Source organism: Halomonas sp. NYA30 (assembly GCF_976980765.1).
Genome location: NZ_OZ334477.1, coordinates 3,613,272 through 3,628,595, shown reverse-complemented (window position 1 = coordinate 3,628,595; position 15,324 = coordinate 3,613,272). Strand labels below are relative to the sequence as shown.

12 protein-coding genes are annotated in these 15,324 nt (G+C 54.8%); 5 read left to right on the top strand and 7 right to left on the bottom strand.

Features of this window, described 5'->3' with window-relative positions:
• Window positions 1-66: 66 nt before the first annotated feature.
• From ACWI0H_RS16875 to ACWI0H_RS16850, 6 genes are all read right to left on the bottom strand, one after another.
• Window positions 67-1,232, bottom strand: a protein-coding gene (locus ACWI0H_RS16875) for an IS3 family transposase (protein ID WP_101146503.1) whose coding sequence is annotated in 2 segments (ribosomal slippage) — window positions 67-971 and window positions 971-1,232 — 1,167 coding nt in all. Because the reading frame shifts where the segments join, the coding sequence is not laid out codon by codon here.
• A gap of 165 nt (window positions 1,233-1,397) precedes the next feature.
• Entirely contained in the window at window positions 1,398-1,814 is a 417-nt protein-coding gene (locus tag ACWI0H_RS16870; protein ID WP_485874032.1) for a hypothetical protein, read from the bottom strand.
• 130 nt (window positions 1,815-1,944) lie between these two features.
• Window positions 1,945-2,715 carry a copper resistance protein B gene (locus tag ACWI0H_RS16865; RefSeq protein WP_485874031.1) on the bottom strand — a complete coding sequence of 257 codons (771 nt, stop codon included), beginning with the start codon at window positions 2,713-2,715 and terminating at the stop codon, window positions 1,945-1,947.
• Window positions 2,716-2,724: 9 nt separating this feature from the next.
• Complete coding sequence (locus tag ACWI0H_RS16860; RefSeq protein ID WP_485874030.1) at window positions 2,725-4,587, bottom strand: copper resistance system multicopper oxidase; 1,863 nt, start codon at window positions 4,585-4,587, stop codon at window positions 2,725-2,727.
• A 68-nt stretch (window positions 4,588-4,655) separates the two neighbouring features.
• Complete coding sequence (locus ACWI0H_RS16855; protein WP_485874029.1) at window positions 4,656-5,933, bottom strand: ATP-binding protein; 1,278 nt, start codon at window positions 5,931-5,933, stop codon at window positions 4,656-4,658.
• A gap of 170 nt (window positions 5,934-6,103) precedes the next feature.
• Window positions 6,104-7,405, bottom strand: coding sequence for an IS1380 family transposase (locus ACWI0H_RS16850; protein WP_485874028.1), 1,302 nt, complete (start codon window positions 7,403-7,405; stop codon window positions 6,104-6,106).
• A gap of 90 nt (window positions 7,406-7,495) precedes the next feature.
• On the opposite strand from ACWI0H_RS16850, the gene ACWI0H_RS16845 reads away from it, so the two are divergent.
• The 5 genes from ACWI0H_RS16845 to ACWI0H_RS16825 all read left to right on the top strand — a co-directional run bounded on the left by ACWI0H_RS16845 (window position 7,496) and on the right by ACWI0H_RS16825 (window position 13,928).
• Window positions 7,496-7,630: an efflux RND transporter permease subunit gene (locus ACWI0H_RS16845; protein ID WP_227497867.1), complete on the top strand. Its 135-nt coding sequence runs from the start codon at window positions 7,496-7,498 to the stop codon at window positions 7,628-7,630.
• 17 nt (window positions 7,631-7,647) lie between these two features.
• A complete protein-coding gene (locus tag ACWI0H_RS16840) occupies window positions 7,648-8,004 on the top strand; it encodes a P-II family nitrogen regulator (RefSeq protein ID WP_035561679.1) in 357 nt (118 codons plus the stop codon).
• 285 nt (window positions 8,005-8,289) lie between these two features.
• A complete protein-coding gene (locus ACWI0H_RS16835) occupies window positions 8,290-9,429 on the top strand; it encodes a TolC family protein (protein ID WP_241524677.1) in 1,140 nt (379 codons plus the stop codon).
• Between the two features lie 21 nt (window positions 9,430-9,450).
• Window positions 9,451-10,716: an efflux RND transporter periplasmic adaptor subunit gene (locus ACWI0H_RS16830; RefSeq protein WP_035561686.1), complete on the top strand. Its 1,266-nt coding sequence runs from the start codon at window positions 9,451-9,453 to the stop codon at window positions 10,714-10,716.
• A 14-nt stretch (window positions 10,717-10,730) separates the two neighbouring features.
• Window positions 10,731-13,928 carry an efflux RND transporter permease subunit gene (locus ACWI0H_RS16825; protein ID WP_179916736.1) on the top strand — a complete coding sequence of 1,066 codons (3,198 nt, stop codon included), beginning with the start codon at window positions 10,731-10,733 and terminating at the stop codon, window positions 13,926-13,928.
• Between the two features lie 52 nt (window positions 13,929-13,980).
• Here the strand turns inward: ACWI0H_RS16825 and ACWI0H_RS16820 are convergent, their stop codons facing one another.
• Window positions 13,981-15,303 (bottom strand): ATP-binding protein, encoded by a 1,323-nt coding sequence (locus ACWI0H_RS16820; RefSeq protein WP_035561693.1) that lies wholly within the window; start codon window positions 15,301-15,303, stop codon window positions 13,981-13,983.
• Window positions 15,304-15,324 lie beyond the last annotated feature (21 nt).

The following is a 15,324-nucleotide window of genomic DNA, read 5'->3' as shown; positions in this document are numbered from 1 at the left end:
TTTACGCCGATTGCGGCACTATAAGGTTAGCGAAAATGATCTTACCCAGCAACAGTGGACACTGGTTTAAGCGATCATTCGGGCTTCAAAGGCCTCTGGGCTGATCATCCCAATAGCACTGTGCCGCCGTTGTTTGTTGTAGTCCAGTTCGACGTACTCAAACACCTGGCGCCTCATATCGTTTCGCGTTGTAAATTGCTCCCCATGGATCGCTTCAACCTTGAGGCTGTGGAAGAAGCTTTCGGCACAGGCATTATCATAGCAGTTGCCTTTGGCGCTCATGCTGCACGTAAGCTCATGCCGGGTAAGCAGCGATTGGTAACGCGTGGAACAGTACTGACTACCTCGATCCGAATGGACTATCACGCCTTTGGGCATTTTGCGTCTCCATAGCGCCATCTGTAGCGCGTCACAGACAAGATCGGCCGTCATACGCTCACTCATTGCCCAACCGACCACTTTACGAGAGTAAAGATCAATGAGCACTGCCAGGTAAAGCCAGCCTTCGCCCGTCGCCAAGTAGGTAATGTCACCCACCCACTTTTGATTAGGAGCTGAGGCCGTGAAGTTTTGTTCTAGTAGATTCGGTGCGACTGGCAGCGAATGCCGTGAGTTCGTGGTGGCCTTGAACTTACGAGCTGCTTTAGCGCGCAGGCCCTGACGCTGTAAGCTGGCAGCCACCGTCTTACGGTTGATCGGCATCCCATCATCTCGCAGGTCTAGCGTTAGTCTCGGGGCGCCTGAGCGGCCTTTGCGTTGGTGATAAGCCTTGGCCACATGCTGATCGATAATGGCTTGCTGGCTGCGTTTTGGGGACGATGCGCCTTCGCGTTGCCGCCAAGCGTAGTAGCCACTCCGAGCGACCCCGACAACATGGCACATACGCTGAATACTGAACGCCTGACGATGACGGTGGATAAAGGCGTACTTCACTTCAGGCTTTTCGCAAAGTACACCGCGGCCTTTTTTGTGATGGCCAGCTCTTCATTTGCCTCGGCTAGTTGGCGCTTCAAGCGGGCGTTTTCTTCTGCCAACGACCGCTCTCGCTCGGATGTGTCTTGCTGCAGCTGTGCTTTAGATCGCCACTGATAGAGCTGACTCGCGTGTATTCCCAGCTCACGCGCCGCTGCTGCAACGCCAATGCGATCCGCAAGCGCTAAGGCTTCTTGCCGGTAGGCATCTGAGTAACGGGTATATGATTTTTTCTTCATTGATGTTGTCGATCTTGCCATGGTTCACCTCATCGTAACGTATGACGTTCTTGAGGTGTCCACCGTTACTGGGCAGGATCAAAAACTCCTGAATTAAAGCTGAATTTGTTTGCCGAGATACTAGTTTTTCATAAAAAAGGTCAGCTCATGGCTGACCTTCTTAATTCATGTCAAGACTAAAGGATATCAATAGGCGACATGTAGTTCATAACGGTTACTGTCACTTTGGTTATTACCTCCCAATGAGCTACCACTCACCTCAAGCTGATAATTTCCAGGTTGCAGCTGACGAATAAGTTCGAAGTGCCCCCGTGGGCTGGAAGCTTCTGCTACCTGCTGTCCCGCCTCATTATAAAGAACAGCTGAAATGCGGTTGCCAGTGCTGGTAAATCCTGGAAAGTGCTCACTCACTACTTTCAGTGTAGTCGCTTGTTCAATGTTAATATTGAAACGCTTCGATTGCCCCTGAGCAAGCATCTGTGTAGAAGATACGCCTCTTTCTAGTAAGGGAAGATCCTGTGTTGTATTGCCTAAGCTCGCTAATACAGGTGTAGAGAGGATACTTGCTACTACTGCACTAAAAATAATTGCTTTAAATTTCATGGTGGTTTACTCCGTTGGTTATTTACAATTTAATAATAACCTTAGAGTATGAATTGAAGCTGAATTTAGTGGTTTTTTAGCAAAAAAAACGCCACCTTCCGGTGGCGCAAGTTATAGAGTGCTTAACGATTTAAAACATTAACCTGACACCTGCCACCACGCCGGTATCTTCGGTATTATTCCCACCAGCACGAGATAGGTCGGCGGTATCGCCATACTCTTTTACCCAGTAAGCACCCACGTAAGGCGCAAAGCGTCTGGTCACTTCGTAGCCCAGGCGCATGCCGACACGCACTGAGTTAAGGCCCTCACCCACACCAAACTCCTTAACTTCGCTGGCAGCTACGGCAATTTCGGTACGCGGCTGTAGGTAGAGCCGCTGAGTCAGGCGCAGATCGTACTCGCTTTCCAGGCTGGCGGAGATATCGCCTTCATCGCTTATCATCAAGTCGAGATCGGTCTCGAAGCGATAGGGGGCGAGCCCCAATAGGCTGATGACGCCGAAATAGCGTTCGGGATAGTCATTCGTAGCGATACCGCCCTGATAACCGATGCCGCCCTGAAGTTCCCAGAAGTCGGCAATCAAACGACTATAAAGCAGGTTGAGGGACTCGAATTCTGCATCTTCGCCATCGCCCTGGACGTTTTCGCCTTCGCCTTCCACGTATAGGCGATTGAAATCACCGCCATACCAGGCCTGGAAATCCCAGACCAAGACATCCCCCCCCTTGTCGGGCGAAGCATATTCCAAGCGATCGACCAGTACCGTGGTCATCGGGTGTTCCACGACCGGTGACGGCCAGCCGGCCGGGGCGTCATAGCCGTCTTCGGCTTGAGCAGTCGTGGCGGCGGCCATGCCGAGGGCGGCGCTGGCGAGGGTTACGTAGTACTTGGTTTTCATACTGCCTCCTTAAGAAACCTGAACAACGCGGAACATGCCGGCATCCATGTGATAGAGAAGGTGGCAGTGGAACGCCCAACTGCCCTCGGCGTCTGCAGTGATCAGCGCAGACACGCGCTCGCCGGGCTTCACGTTCAAGGTGTGTTTGCGCGGAATCAATTCACCCTGGCCGTTTTCCAGCTCCATCCACATGCCGTGGAGGTGGATAGGATGCTCCATCATGGTGTCGTTAATCAGAATTAGGCGCAGCCGCTCATCTTTCTCAAAATGAATAGGGCCGGTCACTTCGCTAAACTTCTTACCGTCGAACGACCACATATAACGCTCCATATTGCCGGTCAGGTGCAGCTCAAGCTCACGGCCTGGCTCACGGCGATCAGGCCATGGTGTGAACGCTTTGAGATCCCGGTAAACCAATACGCGTCGTTCGTCAGGATCAATGCCGATGCCCGCCTGGTCGTAGCGAGAGCCGGGCTGGGCTTCACCGGCAATGAGAATGCCGTTTTCGCCGACTTTCGCCTGCTCGCCCGACATGCCGCCCATATTAGAATGATCCATGCCCTCCATGTTGGAGTGATCCATCCCCTCCATATTAGAGTGATCCATGCCTTCCATACCAGCATCGTCACCGCTCATTCCCGGCATATTGGAGTGATCCATACCTTCCATATTCGACATGCCTGAATGATCCATGCCTTCCATGCCTTCCATGTCACCCATGCCATGAGCGCCCATGGCTTCCATGCCGCGGTCGGCAATTTGGCGGCGCTTGGGAATCTCCGCCTGCATGCCTTCACGCGGGGCTAGCGTGGCGCGAGCGTAGCCACTCCGATCCATGGCTTCGGCGAAGATGGTATAGGCTCGATCATCTTCTGGTGAAACAAGCACATCGTACGTTTCCGCCACGCCAATACGGAACTCATCAACAGGCACGGGTTGCACTGGCTGGCCATCGGCGGCCACCACGGTCATCTTCAGGCCAGGTATACGGACATCGAAGTATGACATGGCCGAACCGTTAATCACGCGTAGCCGTACCCGCTCACCGGCCTTGAACAGCGCGTTCCAGTTTTCCTGGGGGGAGTGGCCGTTGAGCAGGTAGGTATAAGTGCTGCCGGTGACATCGGCGATATCCCGCGAGCTCATACGCATTTGGGCCCACATACCGCGCATCTCGGCGGTTTGTGAGAAACCCTTTTCGCGTACATCGGCGAAAAAATCAGCAATCGTGCGCTCTTGGAAGTTGTAATAGCCTTCCATGGTTTTCAGATTACGGAACACCGACATCGGTTCTTCAAAGGTCCAGTCGGTGAGCAGTAACACATGCTCACGGTCGTAACGGATAGGCTCGCGCTCGGCGGCGTCGATAATCAGCGGCCCCGCATGGCCTAGCTGTTCCTGCAGACCTGAGTGGCTGTGGTACCAGTAGGTGCCGTTCTGCCTGACAGGGAAACGATAGGTAAAAGTTTCACCAGGGGCGATACCGGCAAAACTGACACCAGGCACACCATCCATTTCCGGCGGTAGAATAAGACCATGCCAGTGGATGGAGGTGGACTCGTCCAGCAGGTTGGTGACACGCAGTACGGCGTCTTGACCTTCTTTCAAACGAATCAGTGGGCCAGGGCTAGTACCGTTAATGCTAATAGGGTGGGCTTCTTGTCCGTCAATCGGAATGGATTCACGGCGGATAGCGAGTGATATCTCGGGCCCTTCTTCGACGCCCTGTGCATAGACATTCGTACGGCCCCAGGGGCTTGCCCAGGCGGGAGTTAGTCCCATTGCGGCAGCGGAACCTAACCCTAAGGCAGCACCGCCTTTTAGGACTTGCCGGCGAGAAAGCGGGTGAGAAATAATGCTTGAGCGTGCCATGTGTAACTCCCATCAATGATGAATGGCACCATCTTGATGGAAGAACCTGAAACAAAGCTGAATAATGATTAATTAGCTACTTCACCCGCTAGAGGCAGGGTAATCGTAACGCGCAAGCCCCCCAGTGGACTACGCTCAAAATGTGAGTGCCCCAAGTAACGTTCAACTAACTGCGCAAGAATCGACAGGCCTAAACCGTAGCCGGGACGGCGTTCATCCAGTCGTGCGCCACGCTCTCCCAAGCGCGAAAGATCCTCTTCTGCAACGCCGAGGCCGTCATCATCAATGGTGAGCGTGAGTGTGGTAGCGGAGACGGCAATAACACAATTAACGCACCTATTTGACCATTTGCCAGCGTTATCGAGCACGATGCCTAATATTTCAGAAAAGTCGTGAGCCTCAATAGGCACTTGGTCTTTCTCGTGTGCCGAGTGGGTAAGGTTGAAAATGCGCTCAGGGTAAAGACTACGGAACATCTCGATGAGCCGTGAACTATCACGCGTGACGTTGGCCATTCGCCCCGCGTTAGGGCCTGCAATACGTGAGCGACGCAGCTCCGCATCCAGCTGGGCGTTAATATCCTCAATACGGCTGAGCAGTTTATGGCGTCGGGTTTCATCAATGGGCCGATTGCCACGCAGTACTTGGGTAACGGCTGCCAGCGGGGTTTTTAATGCATGTGATAGGTTCGCGACCGACTCTCTGGAGCGCTTCAAGCGAAGGTCAATGTCATCCATAAACCAGTTCAACTGGTCGACTAATTCATCTAGCTCAGAAGGGGCTATTAATGACAAGCGATCACGTTTGCCCGCTCGCAATGCTTCAAGCTGTTGACGCAGTTGCCAGAGTGGCTTGAGTCCACGATTAACCGCTAACATGTTGAGTATGATGAGCATTCCTAACAGCGCGCTGGCAATCCCACCGACCCACCAGTGCAATGTTGCAAGCCCTGCTTCTACTTGAGAGAAGTCCTCACCCACCAGCAGCACACCCTGCGTGCCCTGCCATTCAAAATGGCGACGATAGACGAGCATGTGTTGCTCGCCGCGATTCACGTCTATTAGAGCATCACCGCTTTCATCTAGCAGCGAAGCCAGCTGTTGCTGCCATTGTGGGTCGGAAGCGCTGACCGAGCCGTTGAAGCGGAGTACGTAGAGATGATGAAAGACTTGATAGCCTTGGCTAACCGAGTCAAGCGCGGCAGGCACGGCGGCTTCACCTTGCTCAAGCTGCGTGACGGCATGGTCGGCTTCGCGCTGAAGACGCTCACCCAAAAAATCCCGAGCAAGATTCTGTAGCAGTATGCCATGCAGTAGCCAGGTCGTCACCACTACGAATAGTGCCACGCCTCCTAGCCCGGATTTCTCATAGGTCCCCAGCAAGTCTCGCAGACTGTGCGGGTTACCGCCATTACCGCTCATTGGCGGCCGTGACTGATCAATAATCGATCAATTCCTGTTGTCCGGACACACGGCCCCCTTTCCCCCATTGAGTCGGGCCGGGGGAGCCCAGGCTTCTATCCCGGAACCAGTTGACGCACCAGGTCAGAGAGTTCGTCTTTGTAAGGATAGGCATCGCTCATCAACACCCGTATGCGCCGAGTGTTGCGAATGATGACCGCGCCCACCTTGATCAGCTTCAGCCGCAGGTTACTGGCGCTCATTCTCTCGAAGGGCGTCTTCTTCAAGTGGGCCCGTAATCGCTCGAACAGCGTGTAGGCAAAGCCCGACAGGAGCAACCGCCACTGATTGGTCCACCACCGCGTGCTGGAGGTGCGATCTGCGAACAGACACAACTGCTGATCCTTGATCCGGTTTTCCATGTCACCCCGGGCACAGTATTGCTCGTAGTAGAGTTTAACGCCGTCGTCGTAACGGGAACTGATAATGAACCTGGGGTTGGCACCCAGTTCGCCTTCCTCCAGACGCGCGATCACCCAGCGGGGGTGTTTCCAGGTTCGGGCCTGGTACTGGAACCGGTAGGTGGCGGAGACTTTTTCACCCAGTTCGTTGTGAGCCTTGCGAACCAGCATCGAGGGTACGTCTACCTCCTTGAGCAGCCGGCTGTTCTTGCTGATGCCGACCAGATAGTCCACGTTGTTCCGGTCGCACCAGCTCAGCAATCGGGGACGGTAAAAGCCGCTGTCACCCCGGAACACGATGCGGGTATCCGGCCAGTACTGCCGGATGAACTTCACCAGCAGGGCCAGAATGGCCCAGCTGTGGCGGCTGTCGCTTCGATTGCTGGTGCGCAGGTAGCTCACCAACAGGTGACGGCCGCAGAACACGTACAGCGGGAAGTAACAATGGTGATCGTAGTAGGCGTTAAAGAACTTGCCGGGCTGGTCGCCATGCACCGGAACGTCGGTGCCATCGAAGTCCAGCACGATTTCCTTGGGTGGGGCGTCGTGCTGCTCAATGAAGTGATGCCACAGCAGTTCGTGGGCCTTGACCACGGCCTGCCGGTCCACGCGCTGCTCCATTCGGCACAGTGTTGATTTGCCCGCTAGAATGGCCGCTTCGCCAGTCGCGGTCTGAAGTGCCTGGTCAGCGCGTAACGTTTCGTGATCGTTCAGATCTTCGTATCCGGCGGCTACGCCAAAGACCCGTTGCCAGATCATGGTTTGAAGCTTGTGGCGAACCAGTACCGGATTACGGGCATCGTCCAGCACCGTAGCCAGGCGCTGAGTGAGCTGGTGTTGGTTGTCGACTTCGCGAAGCAAAAGCAGGCCGGCATCGGAGGTGATATGACCACCGGAGAAATCGGCTTCAATTTGACGGCGAGACAGTGGCGAGAAGGTCAGTTTTTCAGGTACCATTTTGGATAGCGGCTGTTGGTGCTTGGTGAACGGTGTAAGGTCCTGAAACTATAGCACTTTCAGCCGCTTTCTTTTATCCCCTCATGAGAAATCCGGGCTAATGTCCAACGGCCACTGGCAACGGTTGTGGTTGGCGGTCTGATCACTTCAACGCTGCTGACGCTGGTGGTGTTGCCCAGTGTGTACCAGTGGTTTGCATCTGAACGTCGTGACGTTTCAGTCTGATAGTCAGGAGACGGTTTATGTATGAAATAAAAGCGTATGTCAGAGAAGTGATGGCAGAGCATGTGGTTGATGCTCTGGCCAAAGTTAAGGGGGTGGCAAGTATTGCTGTCGTGTCTCTCGGCGAATTTGGTCATCTGGTCGGCGATGAGTCGCCTCTGGAGAAAGTGAAGATGGTCAAGCTGGAAATAGACGTAGCGACCGATGATGTCGCTGGTGAAGTTGTGGAACTCATTGTCAGAACGGGCAGAACCCAGGAAGGGCACCCGGGTGACGGCAAGGTGCTTGTATCCCGCCTGGTTCGGGCTGTTCGTATCGACGATGGTGCGACCGACGAGAGCGCACTTCAACCGGCATCAAACCAGCGCTTTTCCTAGATTGGATGGCGGCATCGTGGCCATGAGTCGCGTTGCCGCTTCTCCCCGCCCTTATTGAGGAGCACTTTCAAGTTCCCTGAGCTAATGCCTTCCAAATTCAAGTTCATTTCAACCTTTTCACTTACTATCTCCACCTCTACCTACTTTGTCATGGACGCCTCGCGCCCATGAATTGTGGCTATTTACCCCTTCGGGAGAAAGTCGATGAAGGCAAGCAAGCACTCGCCCAGGGCGTTGCTGTGTTCAGTACTATTGTCTATTCCTCTGTTCGGTCAAGCGGAGACTGTGAATTGGACAAATTGGCTCACTGGCCAGATAAGCAAGCATCCGGATGTCATGGCGGCGACAGAGCAGGCGGCAGCCCGGGATGCGGATGCTGAGGCAAGCGAACAACCGCTGTATAACCCGGAGCTGTCTGTTGGAGCAGACAGAACGGGCAGTGAAAACAACTTTGAGGCAGGGCTGTCACAAACGATCGATTGGTCTGATCAACAGGGTGCGCTAAAGGACAAGGCAAAGCTGATCAGGCTTTCCGCTGAAGCTGATTTGAACGAGGCGGTTTTGGCACAAACGTCCGAGTCGCTGTTTGCGCTTGTCGAGTGGCGCGCGGCGACGCGTGCCGAAGAAATTGCGGAATCCCAGCAACACCGTCTGGATGCCTTGCTGGAGCAGGTTGAGCAACGCCAGCAGGCAGGTGATCTGGGGCGTGCCGATGCAGAGCTTCTGTTTCTAAATCTATCCCGTCAGTTGAGCGAAGTCGCCCAGGCAAAGGCCGCAGTTGATCGGGCAGAAACTCAGGTTCAAGAACGTCTGCCGGACTGGAGGCCTCAGGATGGGGGGATCCCCGGGCACATTTGGCCGGCTCTTGCTTCCAGGGTCGATAACGACAATTTGCTGGCTCATCCGTCAATTGTTGCCGCCCGCGCGAGGTGGCAGGTGCTGCGGAGCGAAGCCGAGGTGGTCAGTCGCAGAGCGACGGCATCTCCCACGGTCGGGCTGAGCGGAGGGCGTGATGGCGGTGAGAACCTGGTTGGCCTGACGTTCTCGATCCCTCTGAATGTCCGTAATAACTACCGTGCCGAAATCCAGGCTGCCAACCGACGATCATTAGAGGCCGAGGCTCGGTTTCAGGCACTTTATCGGAAGCAGCAGTATGGTCTGGCGGGCGCCCGAGCTGCCTGGAAGCGATACGACACCCAACTCAGCCGATGGACAGAACTCTCCCAGGGGCGTGTACAGCGAAGTGCTGATTTGCTTGAGAGGCAGTGGCAGGTCGGCGACCTCTCCACCTCTGAGTATCTCCAGGCGCTGGGCCAGCGCGCGGAGAGTCTGAAAACCGGTATTGAACTGGAAAAGCAGGCGCAGCTGGGTCTGATTGAGCTATTGAGTCAGTCTGGCGAACTGATCACCCCCTTCCAACAATAGTCTGGAAACTGGATATTCATTATGAAAAAAGCTCTGATTTCAGTATTCGCATTGACGTTGCTTACAGCCCCACTTTCTTTTGTACAGGCAGAGGAAGATGCTCATCAGGAAGCCGGTCATGATCATGCTGCCAGTGGCGACGATCATCAGGAAGTCACCGGTGAGGAGGGCGAGCATAAGGAAGATCATGGTGAAGAAGGTGAGCATGAGGAGGAAGGTGATCATGAAGAGGAAGGGGGGCACGGCCACGAAGACGAGAACGGTGGCCATGAAGAAGCGGCCACCGCAAGCATCAATGCCAAACAGAAAGAGCTCGCCGGCATTGAAGTAGCAACCCTCGAAAGCAAGCGCGTTGACTATGAAATTTACGCGCCCGGTGAGCTGCTGACCAACGGCTATACCAGCTATCACGTGTCCCCCCGGGTTGCCTCAGTGGTGCTGCGGCGTCACGTGGAACTGGGTGAGCACGTAACCAAGGGCCAGCCGCTGGTAACCCTGTTCAGTGAGACGGTGGCACAGGCGCAGGCGGATTACAGGAAAGCTTTTCCTGAATGGAAGCGAATCAGCGGGCTGGGTCGTTCCGTGGTTGGCGATCAGCGGTTCAATACAGCGAAAGCCAACATTGAAGCGGCAAGCGCGACTCTGCTTGCTTACGGGCTGAACGATGATGACATTGGTGCGTTGAAGGCCAGCGGGGTGGATAGTCTCGGTGAATACATGCTCAGGGCTCGCGTGGATGGTGCAGTACTGACCGATGAGTTTGAGCAAGGACAAAGAGTTGAGGCTGGCCAGCCGCTGGTGACTCTTGCTGATGAGAGTGAGCTTTGGGTAGAAGCCCATCTGCCAGCAAGCTCCGACATTGTTCTAGAGAAGGGCGCGGAAGCCGAAGTCAGGGCAGCGGGTCGTGTGGCCGTGGCAACGGTGTCCCAGGAAGCCCACACCATTGATCCTGTGACCCGCACGCGGATTGTCAGGCTGGAGCTGGACAATCCTGAAGATCGTTTTCATCCAGGAATGTTCGCAGATGTGTATTTTCGTTTTAAGACCAGCGAGCCGGTGCTTGCCGTGCCGGAGACTGCATTGATGCGTGGCGCGGACGGCGACTGGACGGTCTATGTGGAAGAGGCCGAAGGCGAGTATGAACCCGTGGAAGTGGAACTGGGCCGCTCAATTGGCGGGCTCCGTGAGGTTTCCGGCCTGGCTGCGGGCCAACGAGTCGTTTTGCGGGGCGCATTTTTTGTGGCCTCTGAAATTGCCAAAGGCGGCTTTGATCCGCACAACCACTGATTCCGGGAGTCATTATGTTCAACCGAGTTGTCGACTGGGCGGTTCAGAACCGCCTGTTGGTTCTTATTGCGCTTGCAGTGCTTATCGCCACGGCCGCGTTTCAGATACCAAAACTGAATCTTGATGCTTTCCCCGACGTTACAAACGTCCAGGTCGCTGTTAATACAGAGGCGCCCGGACTTGCGGCTGAGGAAGTCGAGCAGCTGATCACCTATCCCATTGAAGCGGTGATGTATGCGTTGCCGGATGTTGAGGAGGTTCGGTCCATCTCCAAAACCGGGTTGTCTGGTGTCACCGTGGTCTTTAAAGAGGGCACGGATATCTATTTCGCGCGCCAACTGGTTTTCGAGCGGTTGCAGGCCGCGCGGGAGCTGATTCCGGACGGGGTCGGGGTGCCTGAAATGGGGCCGAATACGTCCGGTCTTGGCCAGGTCTACCAGTACTTGCTGATAGCGGACCCGGATTCGGGGTACGACGCAATGGAATTGCGCAGCTTGCACGACTGGCTGGTCAAACTGTTGCTGATACCGGCTGAAGGGGTTACGGAAATCCTGTCGTTTGGCGGAGAGGTCCGCCAGTACCAGGTTAACCTGAACCCGGCGCGAATGCTGTCCTATGACTTATCACAGAACGATGTCATGGAAGCCCTGGAGAACAACAACTCCAATGTTGGGGGCTGGTATATGGGCCGCGGGCAGGAGCAGTTGGTTATTCGCGGTATGGGCTGGCTGGGTAATGGCGAGCAGGGGCTCGAGCAGATCCGTCAGGTGCCCGTTAAAACCAGTGATGGCATTACAGTGACAGTGAACGATGTCGCCGAGGTAGCGCTGGGCACTGAAATTCGCCAGGGTGCGGTAACCATGACCCGGAAGGATGAAGCCGGTCAGGTTGAACAACTGGGTGAAGTGGTTTCTGGCATTGTACTCAAACGAATGGGGGCCAACACAAAAGCCACCATCGACGGCATCGAGGCCCGCATTGATCGCATAAATCAGGCGCTTCCGAGTGGGGTTCGTTTTGAGCCCTATTACAACCAGGCGGATCTGGTGACCAAGGCCGTAGAGACGGTGACCAATGCACTTCTGTTGGCTTTTGTGTTTATTGCGATCGTGCTTGCCCTGTTTCTGATGAATCTTCGGGCAGCAACGCTCGTGCTGCTTTCTATACCGATTTCTATCGGTATTGCGCTGATGATCATGGCCTGGTTCGGTCTCTCGGCCAACCTGATGTCTCTGGGCGGCATTGCTGTGGCAATTGGCATGCTGGTGGACGGCTCTGTTGTTATGGTCGAGAACATGTTCAAACATCTGACGCATCCGGATGCTGAGCATGACGCCCGTCGGGATGAATTGGTGAAAAACGACCCTGACCCATTGGACGCGTCACACGATGACCATGGCATTGCGCTTCGACTGCAGGAGGCAGGCCGGGAAGTGGCGCGACCAATTTTTTTCGCGACGGCGATTATCCTGGTCGTTTTCATGCCTTTATTCAGCTTTGAAGGTGTGGAAGCCAAGCTTTTCCAGCCAATGGCGATCAGCATCATGCTGGCCATTGTGTCCGCTGTGATCGTCGCTCTGGTGGTTGTACCCGCGCTGGCGTCATACATGTTCCGTAAGGGTATCCGGGAGCGGGAAAGCTTCATTCTAAAACCCCTGGAAAAGCTCTATCGCATGGGGCTTGCCTGGTCACTGAAGCATAGCCGCGTGGTTGTTGGCGCGGCGGCTGTTCTTGTTGTGCTGGCGGCGCTGGTTGTGCCACGACTCGGCACGGAGTTCGTGCCTGAACTGGAAGAGGGCACGATTAACCTCCGGGTGACCCTGGCCCCTTCATCAAGCCTTGATACGGCGCTTGAAGTGGCGCCAAAACTGGAAGCCATGCTGATGGAATTTCCAGAAGTGACCTACGCGCTGTCCCGGGCGGGGCGGGCGGAAATAGGCGGCGATCCGGAGCCCGTCAACAACATCGAAATCTACATTGGCCTCAAGCCAACAGCCGAGTGGACCAGCGCCAGTAATCGCTATGAATTGCAGGCCCTGTTTGAGGCGAAGCTCGAACAGCACCCGGGGCTACTGTTTAACTTTTCTCAGCCTATTGCAACTCGGGTTGACGAATTGTTGTCTGGTGTCCGCGCGCAGTTGGCCATCAAACTCTTTGGCCCGGATCTCAAGGTGCTGGCCGAGAAAGGCCAACAGATCGAAGCGGCGGTCCGAACTGTTCAGGGGACCCGGGACGTGGCCATGGAGCAGATTGCCGGTGAAGCGCAGTTGGTGGTTCAGCCAGACCGTCAGGCACTCTCCCGGTACGGACTCGCCGTGTCTGATGTGATGAGTGTCGTCCGGGACGGACTGGGTGGTGCCGCTGCGGGCCAGATCATCAACGGCAACGAGCGGTATGATATCTATGTGCGTCTGGCCAAACGTTTCCGGGAAGACCGGGATGCCATTGCCGATCTCAGGTTACAGGCGCCGTCCGGAGCCTGGGTGAGACTTGGTGATGTTGCCGATATCTCTATTCAGTCCGGTCCGCCTCAGGTGCGCCGCGATGACGTTCAGCGCCGTGTGGTCATTCAGTCTAATGTGCAGGGTCGTGACATGGGCAGTGTGGTTGCCGATATTCAGGATGTTATCGCGTCAGAAGTGAACCTTCCCCCCGGCTATTCGGTGGATATTGGTGGTCAGTTTGAAAACCAGCAGCGAGCTCAGAAACGATTGACCATTGTGGTCCCTGTATCTCTGGGCCTGATTGCGCTGTTGCTGTACTTTGCTTTCAGTTCGGTTGGTCAGGCACTGTTAATCCTTGTCAACGTGCCGCTTGCTGTCATTGGTGGCGTCTTTTCGCTCTGGATTTCCGGCCAGTACCTTTCAGTCCCCAGTTCCGTTGGATTTATCACACTGTTTGGTGTGGCGGTGCTTAACGGGGTCGTCATGGTCGAAAGCATCAATCAGCGAATACAGGATGGGTTGAGCATGGATGCCGCGGTGTTTGAAGGTGCCGTCTCCCGTTTACGTCCTGTCTTGATGACAGCAATAACCTCGGCACTCGGTTTGATACCGATGCTGTTGTCGACGGGCGTGGGTGCTGAAATCCAGAAGCCACTGGCCAGCGTGATTGTTGGTGGTCTCGTGACTGCAACTTTCCTGACACTCTTTGTTTTGCCGGTTCTGTTCGGTCGCTTTTCAAGAGCCAAGGTGAGTGATATCCAACGGTAAAAAATGGGAGAAGCCGCGCTGCGTCATCGACGGTTGCCTTTCTGGAGGTTTTCTAATCCGGAAGTGGCAGTAGAATGACAATGCTGGCTCCTCCGTTTTTTGAGGTACCCATGTTCATCTGTCCGAGGTTGTCTTCGACAATCTCGGACACGATGGACAATCCGAGCCCGAAACCGGCGACCGTTTCATCCAGCCTGGTACCCCTGTTCATGACAGTGGCTGCCGCCTCGGGAGAAATTCCGGGGCCATCGTCCGCTACTTCTATGGAGAGTCCTGATGACGTGCGGGCGATTGTAACGTCGACGGTTGTCTGGCACCACTTCCCGCCATTTTCGAGTAAATTGCCAAGTAGCTCTGAAAGATCCTGTCGCTCCATTGGCCAGCTGAAGTTTTCAGGTAAGTTGGTGTGGAGGCGAAAAACCGTGTCAGGGAAGATTTTTTCCATAACGGTGATGACACTTGCCGTGATTTCAACCGGCATGCACGTCCGTCCCATCTGTCTGCCTGATATGTCTGCTTTGCTCATCCGGTATTTCAGGGATTTGTCAAGCTCCCGCAAGTTAGAGGCCATAAACACAACATCCTCCCGGGACGGAGGCAAGGTATCGATATCCGACAAAATGGCAAGATTGGCAGAAATAGAGGTTTTGACCAGGTGAGAGAGATCGGAATTCAGGCGGCGGTGGCGGTCCAGCCGCCGGTTTGACAGCTCGAGCAAATCATTGAGCTGCCGGATCAGCGGACGAAACTCTTCCGGCACGTGAGGGTTCAGACGACTTTGTTTCCCGGATTGGAGCCGTCTCAGGTCCTCTTTTATCCTACTGATGGGCTTTAACGTCAGATGTGTGGTGGTTCCAATCAGTGCCAGCAGTATCGCCAGAAGAACGGCCGAGGCACCGAGCAATGTCAGGTGGGCCTTCAGCGGTCGTTCAGAGAGCGCCCCCTCGGTTTCAAGAACGGTGATTGAGGCCAGTTTTTCACTGGCGGAGAAAATGCGTTTGAGCCCGAAAAGCGTGTTCGCACCCTGCGCTATGTGGATGAAACCCTCGGGCTTCTCTGCAGCGCCCTGCAGTTGGCTCTGGTCAAAGTTCGGGCTCGCCAGGACGCTTCCGCTAGCCGTTTCGATGACGATGGCATGCCCCAGAAGCATTTCAAACTGATTGATCATGTTGCTGAGGTCGTCGGTTGTGGGGGATTCAGCCTCAATGATTGCCTGAAAGTTTCCCAGCTCTTTGTTCAGGTGTTGCTTCCTGGACTCGTCCGATAGTTGCTTTATCACGTAGGTGTGTGAAAAGAATATCAGAGTAAAATATACGAGGCTGAAAACAGCCCCATACTGAATGGCTGTTCTGCGGATACTTTTCGGAGCAGACATATTTTAACCTGGTTGGTTCAC